The organism is Flavobacterium sp. GW821-FHT12A05 (assembly GCF_058807735.1).
In genome coordinates, this window is sequence record NZ_JBXAQY010000007.1 from 232,789 (window position 1) to 248,132 (window position 15,344).

The 15,344-nt window shown below is 34.3% G+C and carries 14 protein-coding genes; 9 read left to right on the plus strand and 5 right to left on the minus strand.

The features are described from left to right. Positions 1-53: 53 nt before the first annotated feature. Both AC1RRQ_RS17540 and AC1RRQ_RS17545 read right to left on the minus strand, forming a co-directional pair. Positions 54-809: an SDR family NAD(P)-dependent oxidoreductase gene (locus tag AC1RRQ_RS17540; protein ID WP_493024320.1), complete on the minus strand. Its 756-nt coding sequence runs from the start codon at positions 807-809 to the stop codon at positions 54-56. A 128-nt stretch (positions 810-937) separates the two neighbouring features. Beyond that, positions 938-1,810, minus strand: coding sequence for an aldo/keto reductase (locus tag AC1RRQ_RS17545; RefSeq protein ID WP_493024321.1), 873 nt, complete (start codon positions 1,808-1,810; stop codon positions 938-940). A gap of 212 nt (positions 1,811-2,022) precedes the next feature. Between AC1RRQ_RS17545 and AC1RRQ_RS17550 the strand changes: the two genes are divergently transcribed. The 9 genes from AC1RRQ_RS17550 to AC1RRQ_RS17590 all read left to right on the plus strand — a co-directional run bounded on the left by AC1RRQ_RS17550 (position 2,023) and on the right by AC1RRQ_RS17590 (position 11,828). Next, positions 2,023-3,027 (plus strand): AAA family ATPase, encoded by a 1,005-nt coding sequence (locus AC1RRQ_RS17550; RefSeq protein ID WP_017497457.1) that lies wholly within the window; start codon positions 2,023-2,025, stop codon positions 3,025-3,027. Positions 3,028-3,120: 93 nt separating this feature from the next. Beyond that, on the plus strand, positions 3,121-3,984 hold the full coding sequence (locus tag AC1RRQ_RS17555; RefSeq protein WP_493024322.1) for a DUF58 domain-containing protein: 864 nt from the start codon (positions 3,121-3,123) through the stop codon (positions 3,982-3,984). 73 nt (positions 3,985-4,057) lie between these two features. Further along, the gene (locus AC1RRQ_RS17560) at positions 4,058-4,414 is read left to right on the plus strand and encodes a four helix bundle protein (RefSeq protein ID WP_071635478.1); all 357 of its coding nucleotides are present in this window, start codon (positions 4,058-4,060) and stop codon (positions 4,412-4,414) included. 76 nt (positions 4,415-4,490) lie between these two features. Then, positions 4,491-6,125: a hypothetical protein gene (locus AC1RRQ_RS17565; RefSeq protein WP_493024323.1), complete on the plus strand. Its 1,635-nt coding sequence runs from the start codon at positions 4,491-4,493 to the stop codon at positions 6,123-6,125. After that, on the plus strand, positions 6,125-7,129 hold the full coding sequence (locus AC1RRQ_RS17570) for a vWA domain-containing protein (RefSeq protein WP_493024324.1): 1,005 nt from the start codon (positions 6,125-6,127) through the stop codon (positions 7,127-7,129). The genes AC1RRQ_RS17565 and AC1RRQ_RS17570 overlap by 1 nt, the downstream gene beginning before the upstream one ends. Positions 7,130-7,212: 83 nt before the next feature. After that, the gene (locus tag AC1RRQ_RS17575; protein ID WP_493024325.1) at positions 7,213-8,247 is read left to right on the plus strand and encodes a VWA domain-containing protein; all 1,035 of its coding nucleotides are present in this window, start codon (positions 7,213-7,215) and stop codon (positions 8,245-8,247) included. A 114-nt stretch (positions 8,248-8,361) separates the two neighbouring features. Next, the gene (locus AC1RRQ_RS17580; protein ID WP_493024326.1) at positions 8,362-9,135 is read left to right on the plus strand and encodes a tetratricopeptide repeat protein; all 774 of its coding nucleotides are present in this window, start codon (positions 8,362-8,364) and stop codon (positions 9,133-9,135) included. A gap of 99 nt (positions 9,136-9,234) precedes the next feature. Further along, positions 9,235-10,989: a BatD family protein gene (locus tag AC1RRQ_RS17585; RefSeq protein ID WP_493024327.1), complete on the plus strand. Its 1,755-nt coding sequence runs from the start codon at positions 9,235-9,237 to the stop codon at positions 10,987-10,989. A gap of 92 nt (positions 10,990-11,081) precedes the next feature. Further along, a complete protein-coding gene (locus tag AC1RRQ_RS17590; RefSeq protein WP_493024328.1) occupies positions 11,082-11,828 on the plus strand; it encodes a tetratricopeptide repeat protein in 747 nt (248 codons plus the stop codon). 85 nt (positions 11,829-11,913) lie between these two features. Here the strand turns inward: AC1RRQ_RS17590 and AC1RRQ_RS17595 are convergent, their stop codons facing one another. The 3 genes from AC1RRQ_RS17595 to AC1RRQ_RS17605 all read right to left on the minus strand — a co-directional run bounded on the left by AC1RRQ_RS17595 (position 11,914) and on the right by AC1RRQ_RS17605 (position 15,246). Further along, a complete protein-coding gene (locus AC1RRQ_RS17595; RefSeq protein WP_493024329.1) occupies positions 11,914-13,458 on the minus strand; it encodes a vWA domain-containing protein in 1,545 nt (514 codons plus the stop codon). 248 nt (positions 13,459-13,706) lie between these two features. After that, on the minus strand, positions 13,707-14,279 hold the full coding sequence (locus AC1RRQ_RS17600) for a 5-formyltetrahydrofolate cyclo-ligase (protein ID WP_493024330.1): 573 nt from the start codon (positions 14,277-14,279) through the stop codon (positions 13,707-13,709). Continuing rightward, positions 14,266-15,246, minus strand: coding sequence for a succinylglutamate desuccinylase/aspartoacylase family protein (locus AC1RRQ_RS17605; protein ID WP_493024331.1), 981 nt, complete (start codon positions 15,244-15,246; stop codon positions 14,266-14,268). The genes AC1RRQ_RS17600 and AC1RRQ_RS17605 overlap by 14 nt, the downstream gene beginning before the upstream one ends. Positions 15,247-15,344: the final 98 nt, after the last annotated feature.

Here is a 15,344-nt window from a genome sequence, read left to right on the forward strand (position 1 = left end):
ATTCCTAAGATAATCTAAAGATCTAACTATCTAAGAAGTCTAACTATCTAATTTTAAATATTTTTCTTGACAATTGTTGAAGAGGCCTGCGCGGTGCTCATCACAACTAAATCGGCTATGTTGACATGATAGGGTCTTGAAACTACAAAATGAATAATATCAGCAATATCTTCGGCCTGCAGCGGATCAAAACCTTTGTAAACATTTGAAGCTTTTTCGACATCGCCTTTAAAACGTACTTCACTAAATTCTGTTGCCACCATTCCGGGATGAATTGCCCCAACTCTAATTCCAAAAGGATTTAAATCGATTCGCATTCCAGCTGTAATAGCATCTACGGCATGTTTGGTGCCGCAATATACATTTCCGTTTGGATATACTTCTTTAGCTGCTGTTGAACCAATATTGATAATATGTCCTGAATTTTTAGCCGTCATTTTCGGAATCACCGCTTTCGAAACATACAAAAGTCCTTTTACATTGATATCGATCATGGCATCCCAATCGTCTAAATCTCCTGTTTGAATTGGGTCTAATCCGTGCGCATTTCCGGCATTATTAATCAAAATATCAATATCTGAAAATGCATCCGGAAGATTCTCAATTTTTTCCAAAACATCATTCTTATCTCGAACATCAAAAGAAAGCGAATGTACTTCTGTAAAAGCCGAAAGTTCTTTTTCCAATTCTTCTAAACGATCTTTACGTCTTCCGCAGAGAATAACTTTAAAATTGTTTTTTGCTAAAATCTGTGCAGCTGCTTTTCCAATTCCGCTTGTAGCACCAGTAATTAAAACTGTTTTTTTCATTCTATATTTTTTATTTTTTGCCACAAATTAAAATGATTTCAATAATTTTTTATCTGTGTTAATACATCTAATCTGTGGCAAAATATTTTAGTTAACTGAATACTGTCACTGCGACTGAATACTAAAAATTAAGCAACATCGTCGCCCATACTTTCTGTCCAGATCGCAAACCAGTCTTCTTTGTCCATTTCTAATTCGATCGCTTTCGCTAAAGACTGAATTCTGGCAATGTTAACTGTTCCTGCAATTGGAATAATTGAAGCTGGATGTTTTAGAACCCACGCAAGTAAAAGCGTATCTGCTCCTAAATGATATTTCTCCAATAAAGTCGAGAATAATTTTTTCAAACGACGCGTTTTTTTAGTATCCTCTCTAAAAACAGTTCCAAGCGGATTCCACGATAACGGACGAATTCCGTTTGTCTGCATATAGTCTAAACTTCCGTCAACCATTGCTTCATAGTGAGTTGCAGAAAATTGTACCTGATTATAGCTTACTTCTGTTTTCTGACGAATCAATTCTGTTTGAGAACTTGTAAAATTAGAAAGTCCAAAATCTAAAATTTTACCTTCTGTTTTTAATTTCTCAACTGCTTCCGCAATTTCATCAGCCTGCATTAAGGGACTCGGTCTGTGTAGTAAAAAAACATCAACATAATCTGTTTTTAGTTTCTTTAAAGATTCTTCAACAGACCAGATAATGTAGTCTTTAGAATAATCGTAATGTTTAATTTTGTTATTACGACTTTCAGTTACCAGCTGAATACCGCACTTGGTAATTAATTGTAGTTTTTCACGCGAAATCTTGCTGGCTTTGAATGCCTTACCAAAGTCGGCTTCGGTAGTATAGTCACCGTAAATATCGGCGTGGTCAAAAGTTGTAATTTTGTTTTCGATACAAACTTGTATCAGGTTTTCCATTTCTTTTGGCGTTAGGTTTTTATCCCAAACACCCCAATTCATAGTGCCCGAAATTATAGGCGATAATGTTGTTTTACTCATGGTTTCATTGCGTTATTTTTGGTAATAAATATGCTTTTTACAAACATATCCATCAAAGTTCTTAAAAATATAAAAATAGATTCACAATTCGTCCTTAAAATTAGCTGATTGGTCGAAGTTTTAACCATTCTTTAACATCTTACTTCTCAAAAAATAGTCAATTTGCACTCTCAAAAACAAGGCGTACAAATCAAGGTTATAAAAATATTTATATGGAAGAAAATACAACGACTTTAGACATTAGAGCGATAAATGAAAAAATTGAAAGAGAAAGTGCTTTTATAGACCTTCTTACAATGGAAATGAACAAAGTTATTGTGGGCCAGAAACATATGGTCGAGCGTTTATTAATTGGTCTTTTGGGACAAGGGCACATTTTACTTGAAGGTGTTCCTGGTTTAGCAAAAACATTAGCGATTAATACTTTGTCACAAGCGGTTCAGGGTTCTTTCAGTCGTATACAGTTTACTCCTGATTTATTACCTGCCGATGTTATCGGAACGATGATTTACAACATCAAAGCAAACGAATTCTCTATTAAAAAAGGGCCAATTTTTGCCAATTTCGTACTTGCCGATGAGATTAACCGTGCTCCAGCAAAGGTTCAGTCTGCACTTTTAGAAGCAATGCAGGAAAAGCAGGTTACTATTGGCGACACTACTTTTAAACTAGACCGCCCGTTTTTAGTTTTAGCAACTCAAAACCCGGTTGAGCAAGAAGGAACTTACCAGCTTCCTGAAGCACAGGTTGACCGTTTCATGTTAAAAACGGTAATTGATTATCCAAAAATCGACGAAGAGCGTTTCGTAATCCGTCAGAACTTAAAAGGAAGTTACGAAAAAGTTAATCCGGTAGTTTCTGTAGAGCAGATTTTACGTGCGCAAGAAGCAGTTCGTGAGGTTTATATGGATGAAAAAATCGAAAAATACATCTTAGATATCATCTTTGCTACTCGTTATCCAGAGAAATACAAACTGGCCGACTTAAAACCACTTATTAGTTTTGGAGCATCACCGCGTGGAAGTATCAATTTAGCAAATGCTGCAAAATGTTACGCTTTCATTAAACGCCGCGGTTATGTAATTCCAGAAGATGTTCGTGCCGTTGTGCATGATGTTTTACGTCACAGAGTTGGGATAACGTATGAGGCCGAAGCCGAAAATATTACTTCTGTAGACATTATCAACAAAATCGTAAACGAGATTGAAGTACCTTAAAAAAATTTTAGATTTTAGATTGCAGAATTTAGATTTAAATCTGCAATCTAAAAATAATCTAAAATCTAATATCTAAAATCTGCAATCCGAAAAATGGATACAAAAGAGCTTTTAAAAAAAGTACGGAAAATAGAAATCAAGACCAAAAGACTGAGTAATCACATCTTTTCGGGAGAATACCATTCTTCATTTAAAGGGCGCGGGATGACTTTCAGCGAGGTGCGCCAATACCAATATGGCGATGATATTCGTAATATCGATTGGAATGTAACCGCACGCTACAACGAAGCCCACGTAAAAGTTTTTGAAGAAGAAAGAGAATTAACCATGGTTTTAATGGTTGACATTTCGGGTTCTGAAGGTTTTGGTTCAAAAAATCAGTTTAAAAAAGACATCGTAACCGAAATTGCGGCAACGATGGCTTTTTCGGCTACACAAAATAATGATAAGATTGGGTTAATCTTATTTTCTGATAATGTCGAATTGTACATTCCACCTAAAAAAGGCCGTTCGCATGTTTTGAGAATCATTCGTGAATTGATCGAATTTGAACCAAAAAGTCAAAAAACAGATGTAGCTCAGGCTTTAAAATTCTTATCAGGAACTCAAAAAAAGAAAGCAATTGTTTTTATGATTTCAGATTTCATGTCTGAAGATTATGAGCAGACTTTAAAAATTGCTTCAAAAAAACATGACCTTACAGGTGTTCGTGTATACGATATCCGCGAAGAAAAAATTCCGAATTTAGGAATGGTAACAATGCTTGATGCCGAAACTGGAAAAACGCAATTAGTCGATACAGGTTCAAAAACAGTTCGAATGAATTACGAAAAACATTATCAGGAAAGAGTAAATTATTTCAAAGATTCATTTCGTAAATCCGGAGCAGGTATTGTAAATACAAGAGTCGACGAAAATTACGTTACTAAATTGCTTGGATATTTCAAATCAAGGTAAAGATTTTTGATATTTGATTAACGATTTTTGATTTATGATGGATATGATTTATGGTTAAAGGAAGAATTAAAAAATGACTAAACAAGAATTAGAAAACAGATTGATTGATTTTGCTGCGAGCATAATATTATTAACAATTACATTTGAAAAAAATTACGCTGGAAATCATTTATTAGGTCAGATAACTCGTTCTAGTACATCACCTGCTTTAAATTATGGCGAAGCGCAAAGTGCAGAAAGTAAAAAAGATTTTATCCATAAAATGGGAATTTGCCTGAAAGAATTAAGAGAAACATTTGTTTGCTTAAAAATAATAGAAAAAGCAAACCTTTCGACAGATCAGGAAAGTTTAATACGAGCAAAAACAGAGGCCAATCAATTAATCTCAATTTTTGTCTCAAGTATTAAAACATCAAAAAATAATTCATAAAAAGAACAAAGATTAATATTTAAGTTTCGCAATAAATCTGAAATCAAAAATCGTTAATCTTCAATCGTTAATCATAATGAAATTAAAGTTTTACATATTTTTATTTTTGCTTACTTCGGTTGCTTTTGCCCAGCAAAAACAAGTCGAAACAAGTATTGATACTACAAAAAATAAAATTGGCGCCGAGTTTAAGCTTACACTTAAAACGGTTGTAAATGCTAATTCGAAAGTAGTTTTTCCTAAACTGAAGAAATTTGGAGCGCTTGAAGTAATTCAGTCCTATCCGGTTGACACGGTAAAGAAAAATGATACTTATGAGTTAATCAAAAAATATGGACTAACACAATTTGATTCCGGAAGATATGTAATTCCGAGCGTTCAGATTTTAATCGACAAAAAACCTTATCTATCTGATTCTATTCGTGTAGAAGTTGCCAATGTAAAAGTAGATACTTTACAGCAAAAAATGTACGACATTAAAGATATTACCGCTGCTGATGGCGGTATTGGCGATTGGTGGAAATACGTTTTGGCTTTGGTTATTATCTTAGCGATTGGTGCTTTTATATATTGGTACGTTAAAAAACACCAGAAAAAGAAAATCGAAGAAGAAGTTTATAAAACTCCTATCGAAAAAGCGACTAGTTTATTAAATAACCTGGAGCAAAAAGAATTGGTTCAAAAAGGTGAAATCAAAGAATATTATAGCGAACTAACAGATATTGCCCGTAATTATATTGAAGAAGCCATTCATATTCCAGCAATGGAAAGCACAACTTCTGAATTAATTGAGGCAATTAGGGCGGCATCGAGCAAAAAGAAAATGACTTTAACTCCGGAAACAGTTGAAAATCTGGAACGTGTTTTACGTCAGGCCGATTTAGTAAAATTTGCAAAATCCAAACCGCTGGAATTTGAAATTACTGATGATAGAAATAAAATTCAGAAAGTAATTTTAACACTTGACAATGCAATTCCAACCGAAGTTCCGGCTGAAGAAGAAGATCAATTGCTGAACGAAGCTCAAAAGCAAAAACAAATTCAGCTTCAATTACGAAAACAAAGAAACAAACGAATCGCAATTACTGTGGGTTCTGTTGTGTTCTTAATATTAGCAACTGCTACTTATTTCATAGCAACAAAAGGTTTTACATACGTAAAAGACAATCTTATCGGACATCCGTCTAAAGAATTATTAGAAGGAGAATGGGTAAAAAGTGAATACGGAAATCCAGGCGTTATTATTGAAACTCCAAAAGTTTTAAAACGTATGGATGCTTTAAAAGCACTTCCGAAAGAAACTATGGCCCTGATAAAAGAAATGCAGCTTTTTGCATACGGAAGTATGATTGATAATTTCTATGTTGCCGTTTCGACTACTAAATTCAAAACACCAACTGAGATTGATTTATCAAAAGCTTTAGAAGGAAGCTTAAAAGTTATCGAGCTTCAGGGTGGTCAAAATATCATTGTAAAACAAGAAGATTTTCAGACCAATCAAGGTATTCAGGGAGTAAAAGGTTATGGAACAATGAGCATTTTAAACCCAACGACTAAAACGAGTACTAAAGCATATTATGAAATCCTGCTTTTTAAACAAGATCAGGGATTACAACAAATTATCATTCTACACGAAGAAGGTGATACTTATGCGAACGACATCACAACCCGAATTTTAAATTCTGTTGAACTTAAAAAAGCAAGTAACTAATGAATAATAAGATCACTTTTTTAAATCCGGAATTCTTTTGGTTGTTTCTATTAATTCCAATTGCAATCGCTTGGTTTTTTTGGAAAAGGAACCAGCAGTCGGCTACTTTAAAGATGAGTTCGACCGCAGGTTTTAAAAACAGTCAGTCGCTTTTAACCAAATTAAAACCTTGCTTATACGTTTTTAGAATTATCGCTTTAAGTTCTTTAATTGTTGCATTAGCAAGACCAAGAACAGTAGACATAAGCAATCAGACTAAAACAACAAAAGGAATTGATATTGTAATGGCAATTGACGTTTCTGGAAGTATGCTGGCAAAAGATTTAAAGCCAAACCGTATGGAAGCTTTAAAAAGAGTTGCCTCAGATTTCGTTGGAGAAAGACCAAATGACAGAATTGGTTTGGTTTTATATGCTTCTGAAGCGTATACAAAAACACCCGTTACAAGCGATAAACCAATTATTCTGGAAGCTATAAAAGGAATTAAATACGATACTGTTTTACAAGACGGAACCGGAATTGGAATGGGTCTTGCAACTGCAGTAAACCGTTTAAAAGACAGTAAAGCAAAAAGCCGAGTAGTTATTTTAATGACGGATGGTGTTAACAATGCTGGTTTTATTGAACCAGAAACCGCTGCAGATATCGCAAAACAATACGGAATAAAAGTTTATACAATTGGTATTGGAACAAACGGCATGGCAGAATCTCCATACGCGTATGCACCAAACGGAGGTTTCTTATTCAAAATGCAGAAAGTTGAAATCGATGAAAGATTAATGAAAAGTATAGCCCGTAAAACTGATGGAACATATTTTAGAGCAACAAGCAACGATAGATTAGCTGAAATATACAGTGCAATTAATAAATTAGAAACAACAGAAATACAGGAATTAAAATTCTACGATTACGACGAAAAATACAGAACTTTTGTTTTACTCGCAGCGTTTTTACTCTTATTAGAAGTTGGTTTAAGAAATACGGTTTATAGAAGCTTTATTTAATATTTTAGTCGCAGTCACAGTTTACAGTAAACAACTGAAAACCGCGACTGAAAACTGAAAACTAGAATTACTAGAATTAAAAAATGGAATTAGACGAAAAAAAATATTTATATCTCTTATTATTACTCCCAATTGTGGTGTGTATTTTCTTTTTCAATTTGTATTGGAAAAGAAAAAAACAACGTGAATTTGGTGATATAGAAATGGTAAAAAAACTGAGTCCGGAAACATCTGTTTTTAAACCAGTATTAAAATTATCGATTTTACTTTTGGCTTTGGCTTGCCTGATTATCGGTTTAGTAAATCCGAAAATTGGAACCAAAATGGAGACCGTAAAACGTGAAGGTATTGATATTGTTTTTGCTGTTGACGTTTCTAAAAGTATGCTTGCCGAAGATGTGGCGCCAAGTCGTTTAGACAAAAGTAAACAGCTCGTTTCACAGATTATTAATTCGCTTGGAAATGATAGAATCGGAATTGTTGCATACGCAGGAAGTGCTTTTCCGGTTTTACCAATTACATCAGATTACAGCGTTGCCAAAATGTTCCTGCAAAGTATGAGTCCGGATATGGTTTCATCGCAAGGAACTTCTCTTGATGAAGCGATTCGTTTATCTGCCACTTATTTTGACGAGAAAAGTAAAACAAGTAAACTTTTGATTTTAATTTCTGATGGAGAAGATCATTCTGAAGGTGCTTCTGTTGCGGCAGAAGAAGCCAACAAAATTGGAATGAAAATCATTACCGTTGGTGTTGGAACAGAAAAAGGAGCAACAATTCCTTTAAAAGAAAACGGCGTAGTTAAAAATTACCAGAAAGATCAAAACGGACAAACGGTTATTACAAAATTAAATCAAGAAGGTTTAAAAACTATTGCAAAAGCCACAAAAGGCGGTTATGTTTACGGCGGAAATACTAAAGAGGTTTTAGAATACATTAAAAACGCTTTAAACAACATTCAAAAAACCGAATTTGAATCGACACAAATGGCCGATTTTCAATCGCAGTTTCAATGGTTCCTTGGTTTTGGTTTCTTATTGTTGTTTGTAGACATTTTTCTTTTAGAAAGAAAAACAAATTGGATTAAAGAGTTGAATTTATTCAACGAAAAGAAATAATAATGTTTAGCCACTAATTACACGAATTTACACGAAAAAATAGATTGTTTCAAACAATATAATTCGTGACAATTAGTGCAATTCGTGGCGAAATAAAAAACATAAAAAATTAGAATGAAAAATTTACTTCTTTATATTTTACTAACGCTTTCTTTTGCAGTTTCTGCTCAGGAAAAAGACAAGATATTGCCTGGTGCCAATGAAGAATATAAGCAGAATAAATTTGTTGATGCAGAGGCTAATTATAGAATTTCGGCATCAAAATTTCCAAAGCGCGCTGCAGCTTCATACAATTTAGGAAATACGATTTATAGACAAAATCAGTCTTCTGAAGCAAAATACGCTTACGCGAATGCCATAAAAAATGCCAAAACAAGACCAGAAAAGCACAAAGCTTATCATAATCTTGGAAACACTTTCATGAAAGAGAAAGATTATTCGCAGGCAGTTGAAGCGTATAAAGAAGCATTGCGCAACGATCCTACTGACGATGAAACGCGTTACAACTATGCTTACGCCAAACAAAAGCTAAAAGAAAATCCTCCTAAAAACGATCAAAACAAAGACAAGAATAAGGATAAGGACAAAGACAAGGATAAAAACAAAGATAAAGACAAGGACAAGGATAAAAATAAAGATCAGGACAAGGACAAAGATAAAAAAGACGACAAAGGCGATAAAGACAAAGACAAAAATGGTAAAAATGATCCGAAGAAAGACGACAAGTCTGACAATAACGGAGAACCAAAACCAATGCCTGGCGGAATTTCAAAAGAACGTGTTCAGAATTTATTAGATGCTGTAAACAACGAAGAAAAGAAAATTCAAGACAAAGTAAACGCACAAAAAGTAAAAGGAAATCCTAAAAAACCGGAGAAAGACTGGTAAAATAAGTTGAATCGTTTAATCGTTATTAAATTGTTTATTAGTAAACGATTAAACGGATAAACGATTTAGCAGTTAAAACAAACAACGATCAAAATTTAAATGAAAAGATATTTAATTCTATTACTATTCACTTTTCAAGGGCTTATGGCTCAAGTTCAATTTGAAGCCAGGGTAAGCAAAAACACGCTTGGACTTAACGAAAGACTTCGTATTGATTTCGTCATGAATGTTGATGGAGATAATTTTGACCAACCCTCATTTGATGGATTTAAAATTGTAGGCGGACCAAGCCAGCAGGTAAGTCAGTCCTGGATAAACGGCCGAAGCTCTTTTCAAAAAATATATTCCTATATTCTACAGCCTGAGAAAAAAGGAGCTCTTATAATTAAACAGGCTGCAATAGAATACAACGGGCAGATTTACAAAACGACTCCAATAAAAGTTACGGTAACCAATGCTGTTGCTCAGGAACGAGACCCTAATGATCCTAGACAGCAAGGCGGAGGTTCTGGAAACGAACTATTACAATTAGTGGCAGAAGTTTCTAAAACAACTCCTTATGTAAATGAACCTATAACTGTTGTTTACAAATTGTATTTTAACGAAATTGGTGTTACCGGATTTAGAGAACTGGCTAAACCTAAATACAACGATTTTTGGAATCAGAACATCGATATCACCCGATTGGTAATGGAAGAAGGAACTTACCAAGGACAGAGATGCCATTATGTGATATTGAAAAAAGCCATTTTATATCCTCAAAAATCAGGACGATTAACAATTGAACCGTTTTCATTAGACATTGGAGTTCAATTACCAACAAATCGACGCGATATGTTTGGTCAGATGATTATTACCGAAGACAATAAAGTGGTAACTACAGGAGCAAGATCTATAAGTGTTAGACCACTTCCTGAAACTGGTAAACCGGAAGGTTTTACAGGTGCTGTTGGTAAATTTAACTTTACAGTTATACCATCAAGAACAACACTAAAAAGCGGTGAAGGTCTGGATTTACTTGTCAGTGCTTCGGGAACAGGAAACATGAAATTGTTTACGCTGCCAAAGCCTGTTGTTCCAAATGCTTTAGAAATGTATGATCCGGTTCACGATGAAAAAGTAACCACTTCATTGGCTGGAATGTCTGGAAAAATAAGTGACAAGTACACTATTATTCCGCAGTACAAAGGGAAATACGCCATTAAACCAATGACGTTCTCTTATTTTGATTTGAACACAGGTTCATATAAAACAATTACGTCTCCTGAAATTATGGTGGATGTTTTAGACGGACCAACTTTAGCCGAAGCAAATCCTTCGACAGCGTCTAAAAACGTAATTACAAAAACAGAACAATTTAAATATATCAAGCCAAAAACAACTTTGGTAAGCATTGCTAAAAATGATTTTTACGGTTCAGATTTGTATTATGCGCTGCTTTTCTTCCCATTTGCTATTATTCCAATTATAATTTTAGCTAAGAAGAAAAAAGAAGCAATTGACAGCGACGTAACCGGAAACCGAATCAGAATGAACAATAAGCTGGCGAAAAAATATTTATCGCAGGCCAAAAAACAGCTTAATAACAAAGAAGCATTTTATATTGCACTGGAAAAAGCAATGCATAATTTCTTAAAAGCAAAACTTCATATTGAAACTTCAGAAATGAGTAAAGACAATATTCAGGAACTGCTTTTATCCAGAAATGCTAATCCAGAAACGGTTCAGAATTTTATTAATTTGACAGAAAACTGCGAGTTTGCACGTTATGCTCCGGCATCAAGCGCTTCGATTCAGCAGGATTATGATAAAGCTGTTTTAATTATATCAGAATTAGAAAAACAAATCGTTTAGTTTTTTTTAACCGCAAAGTTCGCCAAGAAAATTGATTTAGATTGCGCAGCATTAAGTTCGCAAAGTTGAAAATCTTATTACACATCTAAAAAATGAAAAACATATTATATCTCTTTTTATTAATCTCGCAGGTTTTCTTTGCTCAAAGCAGCTTTGAAAAAGGAAATGCTTTGTACCAAAAGGGACAATATCAGGAAGCTGTTCAGGTTTATGAAGATATTATTAAAGAAAACAAACAACAGTCGGCAGAGTTGTATTTTAATCTCGCAAATAGTTATTACAAACTAAATAAGGTCGCTCCTTCTATTTATAATTATGAAAAAGCATTGGTATTAAAGCCAAACGATCCTGACGCTTTAAACAACCTGAAATTTGCCAAAAAACTAACGATCGATGAGATCAAAGAAGTTCCAAAAGTGGGTTTTGCAAAACTAATTCAAAACTTTACCGGTATTTTTGATTACAATCAATGGGCAAAAATTTCTGTTGCCATTGCCTTTTTGTTTTTGTTGAGTTTTATTGGATATTACTTTTCACAGATTACAATTGCCAAACGAATTTATTTCATCGGAATGTTTATTCTATTGGTTGCTTTGGTATTAAGCACTTCAGCGGGAATGTCTGAAAAAAGTCATTTTGATAACGATCGCCCGGCAATTGTTTTTGCAGAATTGAGCGAAGTTCGAAGCGAACCTCAAAAAGCGGGTGCTGCCATATTTTTACTTCACGAAGGTGCAAAAGTTTACGTTATGGAAACCGTGGGAAAATGGAAAAAAATCGAACTTACAGACGGAACCGAAGGCTGGATCGATGCCACAACAATTAAAGAAGTTAAATAAAAGTTTCAAATATTTAAAATATAAAAATCCCAAATTCCATTCATAACTTGGAATTTGGGATTTTATATTTTTTTTGGAATTTAACTTAGTTTACCGCATCAACTAACCTAACAAACTCTGCTCTGTAACCTTCATCATCATTTGCTAATCCGCTTTTTGCTAATTTCTTAATATCAGCACTAGTTGAATTTGCAATGAATTTTGAATCTCTTAGTTTCAATCCAAACCAGGCCACAGCGGTTGTAAATTTAAAATCAGATGAACTGTTGTCCAAAGCAACTTTTTTATTCGGGATTGTATTTACGATCTCAATGCTTTTATCACCATCGGGCTTTTTGTAACGGAATTTAATCGTTGCCAATTCATCACTGTAATTAGATTCATCCGTTTTAACTTTCGTATATTTTAAATCCGACGGAACATAATCGCTTTCAACACCTGTTGGAATAATTTCGTAAAGCGCCGTTACGGTATGTCCGCTTCCTAATTCTCCGGCATCGACCGCATCATTTTTAAAATCTTCATCTTTTAATCTTCGGTTTTCGTAACCAATTAATCGATATGCCTGGACATGTTTTGGATTAAACTCAATCTGGATTTTTACATCTTTCGCAATGGCAAACATCGAACCTTTAAATTCTTTTCCTAAAAAACGATTCGCTTCCTGAATATTGTCAATGTAGGCATAATTTCCGTTTCCTTTATCGGCAAGAATTTCCATTTTGCTGTCTTTGTAATTACCCATTCCAAAACCTAAAACAGTTAAAAACACACCCGATTTTCTTTTCTCTTCAATCAGTTTTTCCATATCGGCATCTGTAGAAGCGCCAACATTAAAATCACCATCGGTTGCAATTACGACTCTATTGTTTCCTTCTTTTATGAAATTTTCCTGAGCTAATTTATAAGCCAGTTCGATTCCTTCTCCGCCGGCTGTACTTCCGCCCGCACTTAGTTCATCAAAAGCATCCATAATTTCGTCTTTATTATCTCCAGAAGTCGGAGGCAATACTACACCGGCAGAACCCGCATAAACCACAATCGAAACTTTATCTTTAGGACGCAGTTCTTTTACCAAAATTTTCATCGATTCTTTTAATAATGGCAGTTTATTAGGTTCATCCATCGAACCCGAAACATCAATTAAAAAAACAAGATTCGAAGCTGGAAGATTTGTCATTGGAACATTTTTTCCCTGCAGACCAATTTTCAGCAACAAAGAATTTTTATTCCACGGACTTTCGCTTACTTCGGTATTAATCGAAAACGGATTTTGTCCTTCTGGCTGCGGATATTTGTATTTAAAGAAGTTCATCATTTCTTCGATACGAACAGCATCTTTAGGCACTTTTTGACCTTCGTTTATAAAACGGCGAATATTGGTATAAGATGCATTATCAACATCTATGGAAAAAGTAGAAAGAGGTGATTTTTTTGGAGACTCAAAAGGGTTTTCTTCAAGTCCGGCGTAACTTTCAGTATTGGGATCTGAAATATTTTCTTCGGGAATTTCATCCGTCACTGCAACAACAGTCATATCCATTGCTTCTATGGCTGAAGCATCTTGTTTTTTACAACTTGCCAAAACAAGAAAAAGGAATGCTAACAAATAAAAGGCTTTATTTTTCATTTAAAATAAATTTTAGGAATTAATAATTTGATTTTTTCTCTCAAATAATAACTAGCATTCCGGATGTACTAAGAAAATTATCTGCAATTTTCCGCAATCCAAATTTGATGCCAAGATTCCTGTTAAATATTTTATGCCGAAAAATATAATTTATTTCACCTTATGATTGACACCATATAAGTGATATAAGAAAATTTAAGTAGAGACGCACAGCAGTGCGTCTTGATTATGAATATATATTTGGAAATTTATTGGAAATTATAAATCTTCTCAGGCGTAACGCAATAATCTAATTTTATATCAGATTCAAAAACGTCATCAATTTGATCTACTGATTCGAAGAAGGAAAGACCAATTTTAATCGTTTCAGGTTTACAATCGGCTAGAAATTTATCGTAAAAACCTTTTCCGTAGCCAATTCGGTTTCCAAAAACATCAAAAGCAAGAAGCGGTACAAAAACAACTTCAATGTTTTGCGTAGGAACCTGAAGTCCGCTTACGGGTTCAGGGATATTGTATTCGTTTTTTTTGATTTTGGTATTATCCGTCAATAAAAAATGCGTCATTTCTCTGGTTTCGAAATCACTTTTAGCAATCACGATTTCTTTGTCTTTTCCAGAAAGTAAATGCAGGATAAACTCCGTATCGACTTCTTTCAATTCTATTATTGGAAGAAAAACATGATAATACGTTTTATCCCAAATAGCCATCTCAATTAAATTATTGGCGATCGCCAGGCTTTTTTCTTCGATATCACTTTCAGAAAGTTGTTTTCGAAGATTTTTATATTGAAGTCGTAATTCTTTTTTACTCGTCGACATTGATAGGAGAATTTTTAGAGATATGATAAATCGCATCGCCTTCATAAACAATAGGCGAATGATTGGCATTGATAACATATCCGCTGTGCGGCGCTTTTACTTTTTGTTCGAACTTTCCAAACGGATCTGTAATAGTGGCTAAGATAGTGCCTTTGGTTACAAACTTCCCAATCATATTATAATCATGAAGCAATCCCGAACATTTCGCACGAAGCCAAACCGAATATTTAATATAAATCGACGAATCTTCTGCCTTTTCTACAATATGTTTTGGATCGAGCATATCTAAATAATACAGCAAACGTTTTACCCCCATAATCCCTTCGTTGGCAATCACATTGTTTATATCAAGAGATTTTCCTCCTTCAAAAAGCAGCATTTTTATATTGGCTTTTTCGCAGGTATTTCTAAAAGAACCTCCAATGTTTTTGGAATATAAAGTAAACGGCGCGTTAAAAACATCGGCAAGAACTTTAAGTTCCGGATTATTCTCGGTGATTCTAATTTGCGGTGCATTAAATCTACTTGCGCCTCCGGCATGAAAATCGACCGCATAATCTATAATCGGCAAAATTTCGGCAACAATATGATACGCAAATCTGCTGGCAAGAGAACCTTTTTTGCTTCCCGGAAAAACACGGTTCAAATCGCGGCCATCAGGAAACTCGCGAGATTTATTGACAAAACCGTACATATTGATAACCGGAATACAAATTATGGTTCCTCTGTGCGGACGGTTTATTTTTTTACTGATGATTTGCCGAACGACCTCTACCCCATTAATTTCGTCGCCGTGAATTCCTGCCGAAAATAAAACAACAGGACCTTCGTGCTTTGAACGACGGACAATTACAGGAATATTAAGTTTTGTGGTAGTGTGTAATCGCGCTATTTCGACATTTATGGTTTTATGTTCTCCCGGCAAAATCGACTCGCCAAAAATAACCAAGGGCTTACTATTTTTCATGTAGAATTATAAAATCTAAATATAGAAATTATTCTTTTGATTTCGTAAATTTGAAACTAAATCAGTGTTAAGCTTTTTTCCAGGAATCAAAACGGTTT

Excerpts from the sequence above, each read along its gene's own strand:
- AC1RRQ_RS17540 (WP_493024320.1), bottom strand. The coding sequence starts at position 809 with ATGAAAAAAACAGTTTTAATTACTGGTGCTACAAGCGGAATTGGAAAA.
- AC1RRQ_RS17545 (WP_493024321.1), bottom strand. The coding sequence starts at position 1,810 with ATGAGTAAAACAACATTATCGCCTATAATTTCGGGCACTATGAATTGG.
- AC1RRQ_RS17550 (WP_017497457.1), top strand. The coding sequence starts at position 2,023 with ATGGAAGAAAATACAACGACTTTAGACATTAGAGCGATAAATGAAAAA.
- AC1RRQ_RS17555 (WP_493024322.1), top strand. The coding sequence starts at position 3,121 with ATGGATACAAAAGAGCTTTTAAAAAAAGTACGGAAAATAGAAATCAAG.
- AC1RRQ_RS17560 (WP_071635478.1), top strand. The coding sequence starts at position 4,058 with ATGACTAAACAAGAATTAGAAAACAGATTGATTGATTTTGCTGCGAGC.
- AC1RRQ_RS17565 (WP_493024323.1), top strand. The coding sequence starts at position 4,491 with ATGAAATTAAAGTTTTACATATTTTTATTTTTGCTTACTTCGGTTGCT.
- AC1RRQ_RS17570 (WP_493024324.1), top strand. The coding sequence starts at position 6,125 with ATGAATAATAAGATCACTTTTTTAAATCCGGAATTCTTTTGGTTGTTT.
- AC1RRQ_RS17575 (WP_493024325.1), top strand. The coding sequence starts at position 7,213 with ATGGAATTAGACGAAAAAAAATATTTATATCTCTTATTATTACTCCCA.
- AC1RRQ_RS17580 (WP_493024326.1), top strand. The coding sequence starts at position 8,362 with ATGAAAAATTTACTTCTTTATATTTTACTAACGCTTTCTTTTGCAGTT.
- AC1RRQ_RS17585 (WP_493024327.1), top strand. The coding sequence starts at position 9,235 with ATGAAAAGATATTTAATTCTATTACTATTCACTTTTCAAGGGCTTATG.
- AC1RRQ_RS17590 (WP_493024328.1), top strand. The coding sequence starts at position 11,082 with ATGAAAAACATATTATATCTCTTTTTATTAATCTCGCAGGTTTTCTTT.
- AC1RRQ_RS17595 (WP_493024329.1), bottom strand. The coding sequence starts at position 13,458 with ATGAAAAATAAAGCCTTTTATTTGTTAGCATTCCTTTTTCTTGTTTTG.
- AC1RRQ_RS17600 (WP_493024330.1), bottom strand. The coding sequence starts at position 14,279 with ATGTCGACGAGTAAAAAAGAATTACGACTTCAATATAAAAATCTTCGA.
- AC1RRQ_RS17605 (WP_493024331.1), bottom strand. The coding sequence starts at position 15,246 with ATGAAAAATAGTAAGCCCTTGGTTATTTTTGGCGAGTCGATTTTGCCG.